The following is a 17,982-nucleotide window of genomic DNA, read 5'->3' as shown; positions in this document are numbered from 1 at the left end:
CTAAGGAAGGAACATGGCAGTTTTACCGACAAAAGCACGCAAAGAAGATGCCCTCTATCAATCAAACTACCAAACCTTGGCAGAATTGGTACGCAAGCTGAGTGCTAACTTAAACTTGGTGCATCAAGGCGGAGGGGTAAAAGCGCAGCAGCGCCAGCGAGAAAAAGGCAAGTTACCCGTTCGCGAGCGGATCGCCAAACTGCTTGATGAGAACACCTCACTACTTGAAATCGGCCAATTTGCCGCGTGGAATGTCTACGACGAACCCATCGCCTGTGCGGGCGTAGTGGCGGGCATTGGTCAGATTCAGGGCATCGAATGCATGGTGATCGCCAACGATCCATCGGTCAAAGGCGGCACCTATTTCCCACTCACGGTAAAAAAACACCTCCGAGCGCAAGAGATCGCGATGAAATGTCAGCTGCCTTGCGTCTATCTAGTGGATTCCGGCGGTGCGAACCTGCCTCACCAAGCGGAAGTCTTTCCCGATAAAGATCACTTTGGGCGAATTTTCTACAATCAAGCTCGTATGTCGGCCGCTGGCATTCCTCAAATTGCCGTTGTCCTTGGCCCATGCACCGCTGGCGGCGCATACATCCCCGCGATGGCGGATGTGTCCATCATTGTTCGCCAGCAAGGCACGATATTTTTAGGTGGCCCACCGCTGGTCAAAGCCGCAACGGGTGAAATTGTCAGCGAAGAAGAATTGGGCGGCGCGGACGTGCATTGCAAAAAATCAGGCGTGGCGGATTATTACGCCTTGGATGAGCAACACGCTCTGCAACTGGCTCGTCAAGCCATCGAGAGTTGCAACGCCCCCGCTCTACCATGCGCGCCCAAACCCGTTCTTGAACCACGCTACCCTGCCGATGAGATCTACGGCATCGTCAATGCTAACTTGCGGCTCTCTTTTGATGTTCGTGAAGTGATTGCCCGAATGGTCGATGACTCCGACTTTGACGAATTTAAAGCGATGTACGGCCCTTCATTAGTGTGTGGTTTTGCGCATTTGCTGGGTTTCCCGATCGGGATTGTGGCCAACAACGGCATTCTTTTCTCTGAATCGGCGCAAAAAGGCGCACATTTCATCGAATTGTGCGCAAAACGCAAAATTCCACTACTCTTTTTACAGAACATCACTGGCTTTATGGTGGGGAAAAAAGTCGAAGCAGAGGGCATTGCGAAGCACGGCGCCAAACTCGTGATGGCGGTGGCGTGTGCCGATGTGCCTAAGTTTACCGTGATCATCGGCGGCTCCTATGGTGCGGGCAATTACGGCATGTGTGGCAGGGCTTATGATCCCACTATGTTGTGGATGTGGCCCAACGCTCGCATTTCGGTCATGGGCGGCGAACAAGCAGCAGGGGTGCTCACGCAAGTGCGTCGTGATGTAAAAGCACGCCAAGGGGAACACTGGCCAGAACAAGATGAACACGATTATCGTCAGTCGATTCTTGAACTCTACGAAAGCCAAGGTAATCCCTATTACGCCAGTGCGCGATTGTGGGATGACGGCATCATCGATCCCGTAGAGACTCGCGCCATCGTTGGTCGTGCATTACGCGCAAGCTTGAATACGCCGATCGGCGACAGTGAGTTTGGTATTTTCCGCATGTAAATAGTCACACGTTGGAGAGTTAACCTATGGTTAAGCAGGCGTTATTAGCCAATATGGATCAGCAAGGAGTTGCCACGTTAACCCTTAATCGGCTTGAAAAGCACAATGCCTTTGATGCCGACCTGATCCGCGCATTGATTGAAGCGCTAGAAACCTTCGCTTCAAACGCACAATTGCGGGTTTTGATTCTCAACGCCAACGGGCCACACTTTTCGGCTGGGGCCGATCTCAACTGGATGCGTGCCATGGCAGAGCAAGACGAAGCTGCTAACCTTGAAGATGCAAAACGCTTGGCCAAGTTGATGCAAACCCTCGACCACTTCCCTGCCCCTATCATCGCCAGTGTTCAAGGTGCAGCTTTTGGTGGTGCACTTGGGTTGATTTGTTGTTGCGATATCGCCATTGCCACTGCGGAAAGCCGCTTCTGTCTGAGTGAAGTTAAATTAGGGTTGATTCCTGCCACCATTGGGCCGTATGTCTGCCGAAGTTTGGGGCAACGACATGCTCGACGTTACATGCTCAGTGCCGAAACCTTTGATGCCAATACCGCACTGGAAATGGGATTGGTGCACATTGTGGTTAACGACGAGAAACAGTTGCCGCAGACCACACAATCGATGGCCCAGCGCCTATTGCACAATAGTCCTAAAGCGATGCAACAAGTAAAACGGCTCTGCCAAGATTGCGCATCCATGCCCATTGAATCGCCGTTGATCGACAAAACCAGTGCCATGATCGCCAATATTCGTTGCAGTGAAGAGGGCCAAGAAGGGCTCAATGCATTTTTTAGCAAAAGGTTACCCAGTTGGTGTCCGGCCAAAAGGGAGCTTGAATGAGACGCTTCTCTGCAGAGAACTTAACCCTGCCTAAACACGTCACGATTGTTGAAGTTGGCCCTCGTGACGGCTTACAAAACGAGCGCGTCGTTTCCACCGATAGCAAAGTGGCGCTGATCAACGCCCTATCTCAAACCGGATTAACGCGCATCGAAGTGGGCGCCTTTGTTTCTGCTAAACGAGTGCCACAAATGGCAGATTCTCTTGCTGTGTTTGAACAAATTCACCGCAGTCTGGGAGTTCAATACAGTGCCCTCACACCTAACTTGCAGGGTTTTCAAGCCGCTGTTTCTGCCCAAGTGGATCACGTCGCCGTCTTCGCCTCTTGCAGTGAAGGGTTTAGCCAACACAATATTCATTGCTCCATTGCCGAAAGCCTAGAGCGCTTTCAACCTGTAATGGCACAAGCCAAGCAGCTCAACATCCCCGTACGAGGTTACCTTTCTACCATCATTGACTGCCCTTACGATGGTGCAACCCCGCCCAGCCAAGTGGCTTCCATAGCTTCTGCGCTATATCAGTTAGGCTGCTTTGAGATTTCACTTGGCGATACCATTGGCACAGGCACGCCACGCAAAGTCGCCACCATGCTCGATACAGTGATGAAACGAGTGCCATGTGAACACCTTGCCGTACATTTTCACGATACCTATGGCCAAGCCATTGCCAATATCTATCAATCGCTACTGATGGGCATCAATACGATAGACAGCAGTGTGGCTGGCCTAGGTGGATGCCCTTATGCTCCCGGGGCGTCGGGCAATGTCGCCAGTGAAGATGTGGTCTATTTGTGTCAAGGATTGGGCATAGAAACTGGTGTCGATCTTGATTTACTCATCCAAACTGGTTGGCAAATCAGCCGTCAGCTCAACAAGCAACCGAACTCAAAAGTGTCATTGGCTAAAAAGCCATAAGCCAGCAAAGTTCCCGCTCTTCAGAGAATGGTTCCACAACGCTATCACACCAACAGTACCTATCAAAACACTGCCATTAATAGGCAATATTTTTCAAATAACGCCTTTAATCCCTCAGGTAAAATAGAAAAAGCCTATCAATAGAATAGCCACAAGCAATTTTCCTTTCGTGGGTCAGAATGGGAATATACCTCCCGAAGGCAAGCGATGCCAAACCTAACAAACTTAAAGGAAATCAAGAATATGATTAACACTACTATCAAACCATTTAGCGCAACAGCATACAAAGATGGCAAATTCGTTGACATCACTGAACAAGACGTATTGGGCAAATGGTCGGTATTTTTCTTCTACCCAGCGGACTTCACTTTCGTATGTCCGACTGAACTTGGTGACCTAGCAGACCACTACGAAGAGCTTCAATCTCGCGGTGTGGAAGTATTCTCAGTGTCAACTGACACGCATTTCACTCACAAAGCGTGGCACGACAGCTCTGACACTATCGGCAAAATCAAATACTTCATGGTTGGCGACCAAACAGGCAACATCACCAACAACTTTGGTGTAATGCGCCCAGGTCAAGGTCTTGCAGACCGTGCAACCTTCGTTATCGACCCACAAGGTGTTATCCAAGCGGTTGAAATTACAGCAGAAGGTATCGGCCGTGACGCAGAAGACCTACTACGCAAAATCAAAGCAGCTCAGTACGTTGCTGCGCACCCAGGCGAAGTATGTCCTGCAAAATGGAAAGAAGGCGAACAAACTCTAGCACCTTCACTAGACCTAGTTGGCAAAATCTAACCATTTGCGTTGATTACCCCTTAAGTTAAAGAGTGGGCCGTGCGTTTTACTTGACGACCTAAATGCTCGGTCCACTCTCCCCCTGATATCCAGAGTGACCGCTCTCCAATTTAAAAAAACTATAAAGGTATTCGAGTATGCTAGACCAAGCGATCAAGCAACAGTTAACCCAGTATCTAACAAATCTAAAACAAGACGTCCGTTTAGTGGTCAGCCTAGATGACAGTAAAGGCTCACAAGATATTCTTGCGCTCGCCAATGAAATCGCAGATCTAAGCCCGCTGATCACCGTTGTCCGTGATGATGCTGCGAGCACACGCAAGCCCGTTATGACGGTGACTAACCCAGAGAAAAGCACTGCGCTTCGCTTTGCAGGTTTGCCAATGGGTCATGAATTTACATCCTTAGTTCTTGCCCTGCTTCATTCAGGTGGTCATCCGATCAAACTGGATGCAGAAACCATCGAACAGATTGCACAACTAGACAAAGAACTCGATGTGGAAGTCTTTATTTCCCTTTCATGTCAAAACTGTCCGGATGTGGTGCAAGCGTTCAACATGATGGCGGCGATTAACCAGAAAATTCGCGCAACCATGATTGATGGTGCCCTGTTCCAAGATGAAGTGAAGCAGCGTGACATCCTCGCGGTACCGAGCGTCTTTGTAAACGGTGAGCTGTTTGGTCAAGGCCGCATGTCATTGACAGAAATTCTTAACAAATTGGACGATGGCGCAGCAGAAAAAGCGGCGGCAAGTCTTAATGACAAAGATCCGTATGACGTTCTTGTTGTCGGTGGTGGCCCAGCAGGTGCAGCCGCTGCGATTTACGCAGCGCGTAAAGGCATTCGCACTGGTATTGTTGCTCAGCGTTTGGGTGGTCAGGTGATGGACACCATGGCAATTGAAAACTTTATTTCAGTCAAACACACGGAAGGTCCAAAACTGGCGGCTAACCTTGGTGAGCACTTAAAAGAGTACGGTGTTGATATCATCACAGAGCAGCAAGCTGAAAAGCTGATGGGCGCGCAATACACTGAAGATGGCAAAATTCACGTCAATCTACAAAGTGGTGCAACGCTTAAAAGTAACAGCGTGATCCTCAGCCCTGGTGCTCGTTGGCGTGAAATGAACGTCCCTGGTGAACAAGAATATCGCAATAAAGGCGTGGCGTACTGCCCACACTGTGATGGCCCTTTGTTCAAAGGCAAGAAAACCGCTGTTATTGGTGGAGGTAACTCCGGCATCGAAGCGGCCATTGACCTTGCAGGTATCGTAGAACATGTGACGGTTTTGGAGTTTGCTGACACATTGCGCGCAGACCAAGTGCTGATCAATAAAGCGAACTCTCTGCCTAACGTCGATATCATCACCATGGCTCAAACCACTGAAGTGGTTGGTGATGGTAAACGTGTGACTGGCTTGAAATACAAAGATCGCAACACTGATGAGATCAAGCAGTTAGATCTTGCTGGTATCTTTGTTCAAATTGGTCTTGTGCCGAATACCGAGTGGCTAAAAGATTCTGACGTTGAGCTTTCTGCTCGCGGCGAAATCGAAATCGGTAGCCGTGGTGAAACCAGCCTAGAAGGTGTATTTGCCGCTGGTGACGCGACAACCGTGCCTTACAAGCAAATCATCATCGCAATGGGCGAAGGTGCAAAAGCGAGCTTGGGAGCGTTTGATTACTTGATTCGTAAGCAAGGCTAAAACCAACCCGCAAAGGCATGTCACAAAAGAGAGAGGTTTAAAAGCACCTCTCTTTTTATTTTTAACCATGCTAAAAAATAATTTGCTTAAAAACAAAATAAAGCTATCTAATAAATAAAAAGTGTGTATAGTAATCATCAGCTCTTACCAAATGAGCTATTCATGATAGATTTAGTTCAAGTTTAATCTCAGTTATCTTTCGATACCCTTCGTTTAGCCTCTGCGACAGCTTTTCCTTAATACCCATAATAGCTTTTGTTATCAGCAATTAATTAATCGAAAAATTTAATACTTAGAGGTATCTATGTCTAATAAAGTAACTGGTTCAGTAAAATGGTTTAACGAAACGAAAGGTTTCGGTTTTATTTCTCAAGACAACGGTGGTAACGATGTGTTTGTTCACTTCAACTCTATCGTTTCAACAGGTTTTAAAACTTTGGCAGAAGGCCAACGCGTAACATTTGAAGTTGAGCAAGGCAAAAAAGGCCCACAAGCTGCAAACGTAACTGCGCTATAATTTTAATGGCGTGGTCACCACGGCCACGCCATCTCCTGCTCTGCCCCATCGTGTAATCCATTTAAAATCAATCACCTTCATCAAATACCTCTGATCTGTTTGTCGACAGTTTTAAAGACTTTTTTGTTGCCAACAGAATAGGAGTATACACATCTGTGTCATATTGGTTTTGTATATTCATTCAATCAAATTCATCGGAGGACTTATGTCTCGTAGAACCACTCGCCAACGTCATTGGTATCAACTATTACGTGAAAAACACATAAAGGAAGAAAATTTAAAGCATGTTCAAAATAAACTTTAATATTTACAAAGATAATTTAAATTGGTCTGCAGAAATACATCAACTTAACAGTGATATATTAACGCGACATGTTGCACTCAAAACTCAGCTCGGCGTTTTCGATTTAAACTTTGATTTTTGTGAAAAATCGAACCAAGGCAGTATTTTTTCACTCAGTGGAAATAAAATAGGTGCATTCTCGGTCTTTTAGGTGTATTTCATCAATAGATAACATCAAAGAAAAACACAGATAGAGAGCGAAAATGGATAAGAAAAAAGAAAAAACAAGTAAGAAAGAGACATTAGACGCTGATGAGAAAAAGCCACTCACACAGCACCAAACTCGAAAGCGAATCGAAGACATTTTGGAACAGAAAGAATTCGAGAAACAGTATGCGCTTTAAGTGTTCCAGTTACCAACCATGCTCTGCCATGCACAACTCTGATTGGTAACTGGATTGTTCGACTTGCTCTAGCGGTTAATTTACCGTTGAAATCCTATAACGCACCGTAAACCAAGTAACCGTTATAAACCACATAGCAACCTAGCAGTGCAGCGCCTTCCATTCGAGTAATAGTCTGTTTTTTGCCAAAGCGCGCAGCGGTCACTAACAATAGTAACGTGACAAACAGCATGGTTGCCCAATCTCGCCAAAACACTTCTAAACCAATATTTTCGATTGGCTCAATACTGGCTGCGATCCCCACCACTGCCAATGAGTTAAACATATTTGAACCGACGATATTACCCACAGCAATATCGTGTTCACCTTTTCTTGCAGCCACAATCGATGCGGCAAGTTCTGGTAAAGAGGTACCTAAAGCGACGATGGTTAAGCCAATGAGCAAATCGCTGATGCCCAGTTGCTGAGCAATGTTTACTGCGCCCCACACCAGCATTCTTGAGCTGACGATAAGCAGAACTAAACCGGCGATCAACCAGAAAATAGCCATCCCTTTAGAAAGCTGAGGTACGTCCAGTTCTTGCTCAAACTCTGTGGCAAGAGAGTCTTTTTTGGCACGCATCGCACTCCAAATTGACCAAGCAACCATAGCAAAGAAACTCGCCAGCAACACAAACGCTTCCATCAAGCTAATGGTTTGGTTCCACAGCATCCCCCCTAGTAATAGGGTAATGAGCAGCAACAACGGAATCTCTTTGCGAATGATGTTGGAATGCACCACGATCGGAGAAATCACGGCCGTGACGCCAAGGATCAAACCGATATTTACGATGTTGGAACCCAGTGCGTTCCCCAACGCCAATGCAGGATTGCCATCCATTGCTGCCATCGCCGAGACCACCATTTCTGGCGCTGAGGTACCAAAGCCGACCACCAGCATACCGATCAGTAACGCTGGCATTCCCGCGTATTTGGCACTCGCAGCGGCCCCTTCGACAAATTTATCCGCACTCCAAACCAAAAGCGCGAAGCCTAAAATAATTGCAACACTTGCCAGTAACATGTTTGTATCCTGAAAAGAAAATGACTACATGAGTAAGCTTGATAAATGTGTAATGGCAGTTCAGAGAAGTAGTGTAGAAATGACGGGAATCTTACGTCTGCTCTCCGATACCAAGTACATGTAATATCGCATGCATACTCGTATCTCGGGTAGGCTTTAACCGAAGCAAAGTTTGAAATGCTACCCAAATTCAAACTTTGCTTAAGTCTTGCCAGAACAGATGAACGTGAATACCACAAGCATTAAGCTCGGAGACTGTTGATATTCACTCCTCAAACCATGAGGAAGGCTACTCCCTTAAGCGGCGCTATTCTATTACCAAACCACGAGAAAAGAAAACAAATTGATCGTTATAAGATCAAACACCAGCCAAACACTAGACGACTGGTCTAATATCATTTATAGTGCCGCTCATGAATACGAAAACCAATGACACTCGCCAACACATTCTTGACGTTGGCTATCAACTCGTCGTCAACCAGGGCTTTACTGCCGTGGGATTGTCGCAATTGTTGAAAGAAGCAGGCGTGCCGAAAGGCTCGTTTTATCATTACTTCAAGTCGAAAGAGCAATTTGGCCAAGCATTGATTGAGGAATATTTTCATCAATACCTTGCTCGCTTAGAGGCGCATTTTAACCAGCAAAATGACTCTGGTTTTGACAACCTTATCTCGTATTTTTCTCGTTGGCTTTCGATTGAAAATGGTGTGTGTAATGCCAATCGCTGTCTTGTGGTGAAGCTCAGTGCTGAGGTATCTGACCTATCTGAAACGATGCGTCATACCCTTTCGCAAGGTGCACAACGCGTTATTCTGGCGTTGGCAAGCGCAGTACAAACTGGCATTGATGATGGTTCGATCTCGGTAAACAATGCCACGGCTACCGCACAGCAGCTTTACCAACAATGGCTAGGTGCCAGCTTGTTAAATAAGTTAATGCAGGATCAAACGCATTTAGAACAGTGCTTAGCCAGCACCAAACAGATACTCAAAGGGTAACGTTCAAATACGTTATCGACACCCCGCCTTGCTGGCGGGATTTTTTGAAATAAACACTAGACGACCGGTCTAATAAAGGAAGAATAGATGACTCACCCTACAAACCGTCAAATCGTGCTCGCGTCTCGCCCAGTAGGCGCACCAACCGCAGAAAACTTTGCGCTTACACAGAGTGACATCCCAACACCAGCCCAAGGTGAAATACTGCTACGCTCTGTTTATCTGTCACTCGATCCCTACATGCGTGGCCGCATGAGCGATGCCAAATCGTATGCCGAACCCGTTGGTATCGATGAGGTCATGGTCGGTGGCACGGTTTGCCAAGTTGAAGCATCCAACCACGCCGAGTTTGAAGTGGGTGAATGGGTGTTGGCTTACACAGGTTGGCAAGATTACGCGCTTTCCAGCGGTGAAGGCTTGATCAAATTAGGCAAACAGCCTAGCCACCCTTCTTATGCACTTGGTGTGATGGGCATGCCTGGATTTACTGCCTACATGGGCCTATTGGATATTGGTCAACCCAAAGAAGGGGACACATTGGTGGTTGCCGCAGCAACAGGCGCGGTCGGCTCTATGGTGGGACAAATTGGTAAACTCAAGGGCTGCCGCGTCATTGGCATTGCCGGTGGCGAAGAAAAATGCCAATTTGCCAAAGATACGCTGGGCTTTGATGAATGTATCGACCACAAAGCGGCTGACTTTGCCGAGCAATTAGCAAAAGCTTGCCACAACGGAATCGACATCTATTTTGAAAACGTCGGCGGAAAGGTCTTTGATGCTGTGATGCCGTTGCTTAACACTGGTGCACGCATTCCACTGTGTGGTTTGATTTCCCAGTACAACGCCACATCACTGCCAGAAGGTCCAGATCGCATGTCTATGCTGATGGCGCAACTGTTGATCAAACGCATCAAGATGCAAGGTTTCATCATTTTTGATGATTACGGCCATCGCTATGGTGAGTTTGCCGCGGACATGACCCAATGGCTAGCACAAGGAAAAATTCACTATCGTGAACATCTTGTCCAAGGGCTGGAAAACGCGCCTGACGCCTTTATTGGCCTGCTTGAAGGGAAAAACTTCGGCAAAATGGTCGTCCAAACCAATCAACCACGCTAGGAGCTCTAGGTATGATCACTCTACATCATCTCAACAAATCCCGTTCAAAGCGTATCATTTGGTTATTGGAAGAGCTGGGCGTTGACTATCAAGTTGTCGCCTACCAGCGAGACAGCGTGACGTTTTTAGCACCACCAGAGCTGAAAGCGATCCACCCACTAGGCAAATCACCGGTCATCGAAGCCGATGGTAAAGTGATTGCTGAGTCAGGCGCGATCACCGAATACCTCATTGCCAAACACGCCCCACTGCGATTGGCTCCAGCACCAGAGAGCGCTGATTACGTGGAATATCTGCAATGGCTGCATTTTGCGGAAAGCTCAGGCATTTTGCCTTTGCTGCTTAAAGTCTTTTTAACCAAAGATGGCGCGCAAACGCAGTTTCTTGCTCAGTACGCAGATGCGGAAATCAACAAAGTGGTGGGTTATCTCGACCAAAGCTTGCAGGGCAAAAACTACCTTGTTGGTGAGACGCTCTCCGGTGCCGACATCATGAACTCGTTCATTGTCGAGATTGTGCAGCAATTTGGTTTGCTTGAGCAGTATCCGAACATTGCCCGTTACGCGGATACACTCGCCAGTCACCCAAGCTTTGTTAAAGCGCAAGCGCTGGAACAACAATACAACTGATGCCTTTTAAACACTGCCTTTGCCAGCCGCTGATACGGCTGGCTTTTTTTTAAACAGAAAGCCCTACAGTTTGCAAAAGCCTAAGAAAGCCGTCGTCCGCGATTATTCGTTTTTCAAATTAGTGGGGCAGAACATCAGCCCCACTTGCACAGCAAACGCCTAGAATTGATATGCTGCAGAAAGCTTGACGTTTCTTCCCGGCTCATAGTCATCCAACTTATAACCTCTCGCAAAACCCGAGCGTGAGGCGTGAGAGGTATAGGTTTCATCCAAGATATTATCAACGCCAAATGTGACGGTTAATCCCTCAACCTGTTGTGGCAGCCATTGGGCATATAGGTTGTGTACATCGTAACCTTCTTTAACTGGCGTGCCTTCGAAAACATTATCTTCTTCTAGCACCACTATCGAGCTCCAACCAAGCAGAAGATCAAGTGAACCTGCATAGTAATCTAGCGTAAGCGCAACGCTGTCGCCCATATCCATACTACGTCCATTGCCAGCGGCAACCGGGCCACCTGTTTGTTTATTTTTCATGTCCGATTTCGCATAGGACAATTTCGCATTGAATGCGTCATAGCCGTAAGTGACAGCGGCCTCAAAGCCTTTGATTTCCACATCACCGAGGTTGTAAACCAAATAACTTCTCGTCGCACCTTGATAGGACTCAGCAATGTAATCATCAATTTGTGTATCAAACACCGTTACATTGGCAGCGACGCTATGCTCACCAAACGCTTGTCGATATTTCACGCCACCTTGCGTATTCTGACCCGTTTCAGCCTTAAGATCATCGGTCAAGTACGTCGAGTGCTGAGCTCGAATAAAGGTTTCCATAAGTTCAGGCCCTTTGAACAGGCTACGTGTACTCGCAAACAGAGCCAGCTGTTCAGTGGCTTGCCATTCTGTCGCTAGCGCCCAAGTGACATCATCAAACTCGCGAGAATCATTGACCGCATCTCTTGTGTAGTCATCCCAACGTAACCCTCCGGTGACTGACCAGTCTTTTGTAATCCATAGCTGATTTTCCACAAACAGCGCCAAAGAATCCGCGGATTCTTCCATGTATTTACTGCCGCCATACGTCGCACTGGATCGCTTGTCCATGTAATCGAGACCATAAGTCATTGCGTTCTCTAGGCCAAACCCATTGAAATAAGAAACAAACTGAGCGTTTAGACCTGTATTGCGGTTTTGGGCCACATTTTCACTCAAGCGATTTGCCGGCCAGCGCCCTGCTGGAATAACAGACTCATCACGTGTGATTTCCGTTTTGCTTGAATAGAGACTAGCACGCCCTTTGTGCTGCTCTCCTAACAGTTCATAACCTAAAGTGACCGTATCACGATCATATTGCGTTGGAATCAGGATTGCTTGGGAAAGCCCTTGGTTGGCGCTGCCCGACATATCGGGTCTTGGTCGATAGTCACCTTTGTCACGATAGAGATCGTAAGTCAGCTCCAAACGATGGCGCTCACTCGGTTCAAAACCCACTTTCGCTAAGATATTGTACACATCACCAGCAGAACCAAATGATGTGGTTCCTTCTCCATCTTTAAAGTCATCTCGATTCAAGTAATTGCCATAGAGCATCCAGTCAAACTGCTCACCAGCCAGACCATAAGCAGTGAGCGATCCTTGTTGGCTGTCATTGGTTTGGTAATCAGCGAAAACACGGGCACCAATGGTCTCGCCATAGCGGAGAAGATCACGCGCATCTTTGGTTTCGAAAAACACCGAGCCACCTAGCCCATTTTGCACCACCGAGTTGTTACCTACTTGAATCGTTGCCGATTTCAAAATATCAGGGTTGAGCGTTAAGTTGCCGATGTGATGAAACATGTTGGCATGTTGAGAAGCGCCATCAAGTCGAATATCCAAATCTGTCTCACCTAAGCCACGAATGGTAATTCGCTGGTTGACTGAATGCGTGCCGCCCACATCGACACCGGGAATGTCACGTAGCAAATCAGACATGTGATCCGCCTGCTTTAACGACATATCATCCGACGCCATCGACTCTGTGTTACTGGACACGGTCGTACCCCAAACGATTTGTCTTTCATTGGTTTGCGGGTCGTAGGCACTATTTTCTTGGGCCATCGCACCACTCGACATGCCAAGCGCGACTGAGTAGGAAAGCAATGAAAGTGTAAAACGATGGTATTTTGTGTGTTCCATGGAATTGTTCCAAATATTGATAATGATAATAATTCTCAAACATAATAGAATCCTGATGCTATGAGACCAAGGTCAAATGCTTATGCGGAACAACCGACAAGTTATGAGGAAACGTCAGCATGGAACAAAACGAAACGCGCCTGTACAACCACCGAAAAATTGCTCTAACCGAATGTGTAAAAAGAGACGATAACCAGCAGATCATTGGCAGAGGCATCATCGGCTCTCCGTTACTCACCGAAGGGCGTTTCCTCAACTATCGCTATGGTGAGGGGATTGTTGTACAAGGAGGAACCACTGTTGAACGATGCAGCTGTGAAGTCATCTCGAGTGCGTCACCGAGCTTGAGTTTGGTGTTTATATTGGAAGGCAACGTCACCTTTGGTTTCGATGATGAAGCGTTTGAACTGCACGCAGGCACGCCTGTTGATGCCGTGGCGATCAACCTAACCAAGCCTGTGCGTTTTCGACGGATTTTGAAGGCGGAAAATAGTGTAAAAAAGTTGAACATCGCTTTAGCACCGCACTGGTTAGAGCGGCATTTTGGTGCCCAAGACGCTGCGTATCGATTCACTTTCACGCATCTAGCGAGCCAAACATTGCGCATATCAGCTCAGATGCGAGACCTAATCACACAACTGCTTACCCATCCTTCACCAAGTACATTGCAAGAGAAACTCACATTTGAATGCACCTGCCACCAACTTATCGCCTTGGCATTGGAGCAGTTGCAGCCACTCGATCTTGAATCCGATTCACCAAGCAGACAACACCAAGTCAACTTGCTTGAACCCGTCCTCGCTCATATTGATGCAAATCTAAATCGTAATCTGGAACTCAGCCACTTAGCACAGCTGTTTTCCATTAGTGTCTCTAAGTTGCAAAGAGTGTTTAACCAAGCGTTAGGCCTATCTGCCAATGCCTATATTCGCTATCGGCGACTCCAGTTGGCCAAGATACACCTCGAAAGTGGTTTAATGTCGGTGACTGAAGCGGCTTACGAGTCGGGCTATCAGCACCCCTCTAACTTTACCAATGCCTTCAAACGCCATTTTGGTGTTGCGCCACATACCATTGCAAAACCCATCTCGAGGAACACAATCAATTAAAACAGACTATCGAACGGCTCAACGAACATAGGAGTCAGTTCGATAGCGACACAATCCGTACAGTGAGCCCTCTCATTGAAACAAGAGCACATGTTTTAGCCATGAATTAACACAAACCTCAATCCATTCTGTATAGTAATGCGCGAAGAAAATGACTCGAATATGAGGACGTAATGAAAAGAACACTATTTGTTGTGTTAAGCGCAGTAACACTCTCAGCTTGTAACGATGTGGGTAGTGAAAATTGGTGCAACGACATGCGCGATAAGCCGAAAAGCGAATGGAACGGGCAAAACACGCTAGACTTTGCCAAACACTGCCTACTCAACAACGAGATTGGTAGCAAGAGCTGGTGTGAGGATATGGACGAGAAATCCAAAGGTGACTGGACAGCCAAAGAAGCTACATCTTACGCAAAATACTGCATAATTTAGTTGTATTACCCTTAGTTGTTATGGTTTGGAGTAGATCTGACACTTCAGTTTGAAAAGAAGAGAGTCACCCACTTCGATTCATAGCCCGATCTAATGCACAGTATTACTCATTTCACGCTTTCACCCAGCAGTACTATTCCTACGCAAATTGGTCACGAACTTCTTCCTAGTGAAAGATATTCTGTTTCTTGCAGTGGCAATCATTGTGATTGAGCGCAGTAAGGCATTGATGTTGAAGGAACAACAATCTTAGTCCCCTTCAAAACAACCAAGATGGTTTGCATGACAAACCATCTTGGTTTCTTACTCCGCTATTGAGTGAGTATCACTAAAAACTACGCCAAGCCATTCGCCGATGCGCTGCTTTGGTAGTTTCCAAGCAATGCCTGATAGATATGTTCCGTATCGAGCACGCCAACAAATTGATCATCTTCTGCCAACAAAATCGGCTGCCTATTTTTCTTTTTCAACGCGATCATCTCGCGCATATCCAGATCGGGTGAAGCGACAAGAAGCACATTGTCATCAACCACAGGATCTCGCTGCTCACAAGGCCAAGCCAGCAGACGCTTGTCTGAATTGCGTAAGATCATCTGCTTGTCCGACTGCTCCAACCACAAATCCTGCCTACCACACACTTGCCATGCGCCATCAGTCTGCGTCAATGATTCTTTGCTGAGCATCAAAGTACGACCTTTCAGAACATTGAGAGGATTGGTGTGGGCCACGAAATCCTTCACATAATCGGTTTCTGGAGACAACACAATCTCTTCTGGCGCGCCATGCTGTATCAAGCAACCGGATTCCATGATCGCAATGTTGTTACCAATTTTTAGTGCTTCGTCTAAATCATGGCTGACAAAGAGAATGGTTTTGTTCATTTTTTTCTGCAGTTGAATCAGTTCATCTTGCAACTGAGCGCGAATCAACGGATCTAAGGCGGAAAAAGGTTCGTCCATCAAGAGAATGTCGGTGTCCATCGCGAACGCTCTCGCTAGGCCAACACGTTGCTGCATGCCTCCCGACAGTTCGTGTGGATACTTATCCTGCCATTCCGAAAGCCCCACCATTTCAAGCTGTTCTTTGGCTTTTTTACGGCGTTGCTTTTTCGCCATACCTTGCATTTCTAGGCCAAACGCAACATTGTCGAGCACCGTGAGCCAAGGCATCAGCGCAAACTTTTGGAAAACCATGGAAACACGATGCGTTCGTAAATGCCTTAACGTTGCGTCGTCACATTGCGCTAGGTCGACCTGTTTGTCCCCATCTTTTATACGCAACGACCCACGAGATATGCTGTTCAAGCCGTTCACCGCTCGCAATAAGCTCGACTTGCCTGAACCGGACAAACCCATCAATACACAGATTTCGCCTTCTTTGATGGATAGAGAAACCTTGTTCACCCCCACCACTTGGCCTGCTTCATCAATGATTTCTTGGCGCGTTTTACCTTGATCGAGCAGCGCCAAAGCGTGCTCTGGCTTATCGCCAAAAACCACATCAACATTCTTAATTGTAATGGCATCCATGATTAGGCCTCCTTCTGCTGAGGTGTTTTACAAAGGCGATCCAAAATTATCGCCACCAGAACGATCGCCAAACCGGCTTCAAAACCTTGAGCGATGTTCACCGTGTTGAGCGCGCGAACCACAGGTTTGCCTAATCCATCCGCACCAACGAGCGCAGCAATCACCACCATAGAAAGCGACAACATAATGCACTGAGTAATACCGGCCATTATGCTAGGCAAAGCGGCAGGCAGTTCTACTTTAAGCAATAACTTCAGCCGGTTAGCGCCAAAAGCTTTGCCCGCTTCAACCAGCTCTTCCGGCACTTTGGTAATGCCGAGGTAGGTCAAACGTATCGGCGCGGCGATAGCAAAAATAATGGTTGAGATAAGCCCAGGTACAATACCTAAGCCAAATAACACCAAGGTAGGAATCAAGTAAACAAAAGTCGGCACGGTTTGCATCAGGTCAAGTATTGGCCTTAGCAAGGTGTATATCCAACGACGATGCGCAGCCATGATCCCAATCGGCACACCAATTAATACGGAAATCGTTGTCGCGGCGAAGACCAAAACAAAGGTTTCCAGCATTTCTTGCCAGTAGCCAAGATTTAAAATGGTCAGCAGAGCCAAGACCACAAAGAGGACTAACCCAATACTGCGATGCAGAAACCAAGCGATCAGTGCTGTAGCGATAATTGGCACCGCTGGCGGCATCCATTTAAATACGTCCACGACGAATAAAATGATGCTTTCCAAAAAGAAAGCGACCGCATCAAAAAAACCGGCTGCGTTGAGTGTTAACCAATCGACGCCCATTTCCATCCACTCACCGAACGGGAGTTTGTTTTCAGTTATAAAGTTCACTGTATTGCCTTTGTTTTGTTGGGCGGGCTGTCGATTGCCCGCCTGTCTTTATCTCTTAAGCTTGTGTGTTTACGTAGTCAATCACGGCTTGAGCTGCCGGTTTGCCCTCGAGCGTTTTTACGCCTTCAAGCCACGTTTTTATCTGCTCAGGATGTTGTTTTAGCCAGTTCAACGCTGCTTTGGCAGGTTTCTCTTTTTGGTTGAGAATCGCTTCCATGAGCTGGTTTTCCATCTCTAAGCTGAACGTGAGGTTTTGCAGTAACTGACCCACATTCGGACACGCAGAGAGATAACCCTCTCGCACATTGGTGTAGACATTGGCGCCGCCGTAGTTTGGCCCAAAGAAGTCATCCCCTCCCGACAGGTACACCATCTCTACATTGCTATTCATTGGATGCGGAGCCCAACCCAGATAGACGATCCATTGGTTTCGGCGCACTGCTCTCGCCACTTGCGACACCATGCCTGCTTCACTGGATTCCACCAAGCTGAATCCTTTTAAATCAAAGGCGTTTTGGTCAATCATGCTTTGAATTAGGCGGTTACCATCGTTACCGGGTTCAATGCCGTAGATACGATTTTTGAACTTATCTGCGTACTTGCTGATATCGGCAAAGCTCTGCACACCTTGCTCATAGACATATTTAGGTACCGCTAAGGTGTACTTAGCGCCTTCAAGATTGGCTTTGACAGTCTCCACTTCCCCTGAATCTCGGTATTTCGCGATATCCCCTTCCATGGTTGGCATCCAGTTTCCGAGAAAGACATCCACATCACCGTTGGCCATTGACGAGTAGGTCACAGGAACAGAAAGCAGATCCGTTTTGGTTTGATACCCCATTCCTTTGAGCAGCTGACTAGTCACTGCGGTTGTTGCTGTGATATCGGTCCAGCCGACATCCGCAAAACGGACTGTTTGGCATTGATTGGCAGCGGCGGTAAACGAAAAGGCACTCAGGGCCATGATTGAAAGTGTTTTTGTCGTCATAGACATTG

Annotated in this window: 17 protein-coding genes; 12 read left to right on the top strand and 5 right to left on the bottom strand. The window is 47.1% G+C overall.

Annotated elements, in window-relative coordinates; all coding sequences use genetic code 11:
• The first annotated feature begins 13 nt into the window (after nucleotides 1-13).
• The 7 genes from LZU85_RS02650 (at nucleotide 14) to LZU85_RS02620 (ending at nucleotide 7,079) form a co-directional block, all read left to right on the top strand.
• The gene (locus LZU85_RS02650; RefSeq protein ID WP_237286294.1) at nucleotides 14-1,618 is read left to right on the top strand and encodes a carboxyl transferase domain-containing protein; all 1,605 of its coding nucleotides are present in this window, start codon (nucleotides 14-16) and stop codon (nucleotides 1,616-1,618) included.
• 26 nt (nucleotides 1,619-1,644) lie between these two features.
• Entirely contained in the window at nucleotides 1,645-2,454 is an 810-nt protein-coding gene (locus tag LZU85_RS02645) for an enoyl-CoA hydratase-related protein (RefSeq protein WP_237286293.1), read from the top strand.
• The gene (locus LZU85_RS02640; RefSeq protein ID WP_237286292.1) at nucleotides 2,451-3,368 is read left to right on the top strand and encodes a hydroxymethylglutaryl-CoA lyase; all 918 of its coding nucleotides are present in this window, start codon (nucleotides 2,451-2,453) and stop codon (nucleotides 3,366-3,368) included. The genes LZU85_RS02645 and LZU85_RS02640 overlap by 4 nt, the downstream gene beginning before the upstream one ends.
• 243 nt (nucleotides 3,369-3,611) lie before the next feature.
• Nucleotides 3,612-4,169 carry an alkyl hydroperoxide reductase subunit C gene (gene ahpC / locus LZU85_RS02635; protein ID WP_015728062.1) on the top strand — a complete coding sequence of 186 codons (558 nt, stop codon included), beginning with the start codon at nucleotides 3,612-3,614 and terminating at the stop codon, nucleotides 4,167-4,169.
• 137 nt (nucleotides 4,170-4,306) lie between these two features.
• Entirely contained in the window at nucleotides 4,307-5,875 is a 1,569-nt protein-coding gene (gene ahpF / locus LZU85_RS02630) for an alkyl hydroperoxide reductase subunit F (RefSeq protein ID WP_237286291.1), read from the top strand.
• 304 nt (nucleotides 5,876-6,179) lie between these two features.
• Nucleotides 6,180-6,392, top strand: coding sequence for a transcription antiterminator/RNA stability regulator CspE (cspE, locus tag LZU85_RS02625; RefSeq protein WP_011081453.1), 213 nt, complete (start codon nucleotides 6,180-6,182; stop codon nucleotides 6,390-6,392).
• Between the two features lie 546 nt (nucleotides 6,393-6,938).
• Complete coding sequence (locus LZU85_RS02620; protein WP_017422670.1) at nucleotides 6,939-7,079, top strand: hypothetical protein; 141 nt, start codon at nucleotides 6,939-6,941, stop codon at nucleotides 7,077-7,079.
• A 94-nt stretch (nucleotides 7,080-7,173) separates the two neighbouring features.
• On the opposite strand, the gene LZU85_RS02615 is transcribed toward LZU85_RS02620, so the two are convergent.
• On the bottom strand, nucleotides 7,174-8,142 hold the full coding sequence (locus LZU85_RS02615) for a calcium/sodium antiporter (protein WP_176297102.1): 969 nt from the start codon (nucleotides 8,140-8,142) through the stop codon (nucleotides 7,174-7,176).
• A 413-nt stretch (nucleotides 8,143-8,555) separates the two neighbouring features.
• Between LZU85_RS02615 and LZU85_RS02610 the strand changes: the two genes are divergently transcribed.
• From LZU85_RS02610 to LZU85_RS02600, 3 genes are all read left to right on the top strand, one after another.
• The gene (locus LZU85_RS02610) at nucleotides 8,556-9,140 is read left to right on the top strand and encodes a TetR/AcrR family transcriptional regulator (RefSeq protein WP_176297101.1); all 585 of its coding nucleotides are present in this window, start codon (nucleotides 8,556-8,558) and stop codon (nucleotides 9,138-9,140) included.
• 87 nt (nucleotides 9,141-9,227) lie between these two features.
• Entirely contained in the window at nucleotides 9,228-10,259 is a 1,032-nt protein-coding gene (locus tag LZU85_RS02605) for an NADP-dependent oxidoreductase (protein WP_237286290.1), read from the top strand.
• 11 nt (nucleotides 10,260-10,270) lie between these two features.
• Nucleotides 10,271-10,888, top strand: coding sequence for a glutathione S-transferase family protein (locus tag LZU85_RS02600; protein WP_237286289.1), 618 nt, complete (start codon nucleotides 10,271-10,273; stop codon nucleotides 10,886-10,888).
• A gap of 159 nt (nucleotides 10,889-11,047) precedes the next feature.
• On the opposite strand, the gene LZU85_RS02595 is transcribed toward LZU85_RS02600, so the two are convergent.
• Complete coding sequence (locus LZU85_RS02595) at nucleotides 11,048-13,069, bottom strand: TonB-dependent siderophore receptor (RefSeq protein WP_419795950.1); 2,022 nt, start codon at nucleotides 13,067-13,069, stop codon at nucleotides 11,048-11,050.
• Between the two features lie 119 nt (nucleotides 13,070-13,188).
• On the opposite strand from LZU85_RS02595, the gene LZU85_RS02590 reads away from it, so the two are divergent.
• Nucleotides 13,189-14,178 (top strand): AraC family transcriptional regulator, encoded by a 990-nt coding sequence (locus LZU85_RS02590; RefSeq protein ID WP_237286288.1) that lies wholly within the window; start codon nucleotides 13,189-13,191, stop codon nucleotides 14,176-14,178.
• A 173-nt stretch (nucleotides 14,179-14,351) separates the two neighbouring features.
• Nucleotides 14,352-14,612, top strand: a complete 261-nt coding sequence (locus tag LZU85_RS02585; protein WP_176297097.1) for a DUF3012 domain-containing protein — start codon at nucleotides 14,352-14,354, stop codon at nucleotides 14,610-14,612.
• A 335-nt stretch (nucleotides 14,613-14,947) separates the two neighbouring features.
• On the opposite strand, the gene choV is transcribed toward LZU85_RS02585, so the two are convergent.
• The 3 genes from choV to LZU85_RS02570 are packed head-to-tail and all read right to left on the bottom strand — an operon-like array spanning nucleotide 14,948 to nucleotide 17,980.
• A complete protein-coding gene (gene choV / locus LZU85_RS02580; RefSeq protein WP_237286287.1) occupies nucleotides 14,948-16,141 on the bottom strand; it encodes a choline ABC transporter ATP-binding protein in 1,194 nt (397 codons plus the stop codon).
• A 2-nt stretch (nucleotides 16,142-16,143) separates the two neighbouring features.
• Complete coding sequence (choW, locus tag LZU85_RS02575) at nucleotides 16,144-16,986, bottom strand: choline ABC transporter permease subunit (protein WP_237286286.1); 843 nt, start codon at nucleotides 16,984-16,986, stop codon at nucleotides 16,144-16,146.
• Between the two features lie 55 nt (nucleotides 16,987-17,041).
• Nucleotides 17,042-17,980, bottom strand: coding sequence for a choline ABC transporter substrate-binding protein (locus tag LZU85_RS02570; protein WP_015727669.1), 939 nt, complete (start codon nucleotides 17,978-17,980; stop codon nucleotides 17,042-17,044).
• Nucleotides 17,981-17,982 lie beyond the last annotated feature (2 nt).

This window comes from Vibrio floridensis (assembly GCF_021852965.1).
Lineage (GTDB): Bacteria > Pseudomonadota > Gammaproteobacteria > Enterobacterales > Vibrionaceae > Vibrio > Vibrio floridensis.
Note: the sequence above shows the minus strand (reverse complement) of the source record. Positions and strands in the feature narration are given on the sequence as shown.

Coding starts and splice junctions, on each gene's coding strand:
- LZU85_RS02650 (WP_237286294.1), top strand. CDS start 14: ATGGCAGTTTTACCGACAAAAGCACGCAAAGAAGATGCCCTCTATCAA.
- LZU85_RS02645 (WP_237286293.1), top strand. CDS start 1,645: ATGGTTAAGCAGGCGTTATTAGCCAATATGGATCAGCAAGGAGTTGCC.
- LZU85_RS02640 (WP_237286292.1), top strand. CDS start 2,451: ATGAGACGCTTCTCTGCAGAGAACTTAACCCTGCCTAAACACGTCACG.
- ahpC (WP_015728062.1), top strand. CDS start 3,612: ATGATTAACACTACTATCAAACCATTTAGCGCAACAGCATACAAAGAT.
- ahpF (WP_237286291.1), top strand. CDS start 4,307: ATGCTAGACCAAGCGATCAAGCAACAGTTAACCCAGTATCTAACAAAT.
- cspE (WP_011081453.1), top strand. CDS start 6,180: ATGTCTAATAAAGTAACTGGTTCAGTAAAATGGTTTAACGAAACGAAA.
- LZU85_RS02620 (WP_017422670.1), top strand. CDS start 6,939: ATGGATAAGAAAAAAGAAAAAACAAGTAAGAAAGAGACATTAGACGCT.
- LZU85_RS02615 (WP_176297102.1), bottom strand. CDS start 8,142: ATGTTACTGGCAAGTGTTGCAATTATTTTAGGCTTCGCGCTTTTGGTT.
- LZU85_RS02610 (WP_176297101.1), top strand. CDS start 8,556: ATGAATACGAAAACCAATGACACTCGCCAACACATTCTTGACGTTGGC.
- LZU85_RS02605 (WP_237286290.1), top strand. CDS start 9,228: ATGACTCACCCTACAAACCGTCAAATCGTGCTCGCGTCTCGCCCAGTA.
- LZU85_RS02600 (WP_237286289.1), top strand. CDS start 10,271: ATGATCACTCTACATCATCTCAACAAATCCCGTTCAAAGCGTATCATT.
- LZU85_RS02595 (WP_419795950.1), bottom strand. CDS start 13,069: ATGGAACACACAAAATACCATCGTTTTACACTTTCATTGCTTTCCTAC.
- LZU85_RS02590 (WP_237286288.1), top strand. CDS start 13,189: ATGGAACAAAACGAAACGCGCCTGTACAACCACCGAAAAATTGCTCTA.
- LZU85_RS02585 (WP_176297097.1), top strand. CDS start 14,352: ATGAAAAGAACACTATTTGTTGTGTTAAGCGCAGTAACACTCTCAGCT.
- choV (WP_237286287.1), bottom strand. CDS start 16,141: ATGGATGCCATTACAATTAAGAATGTTGATGTGGTTTTTGGCGATAAG.
- LZU85_RS02570 (WP_015727669.1), bottom strand. CDS start 17,980: ATGTCTATGACGACAAAAACACTTTCAATCATGGCCCTGAGTGCCTTT.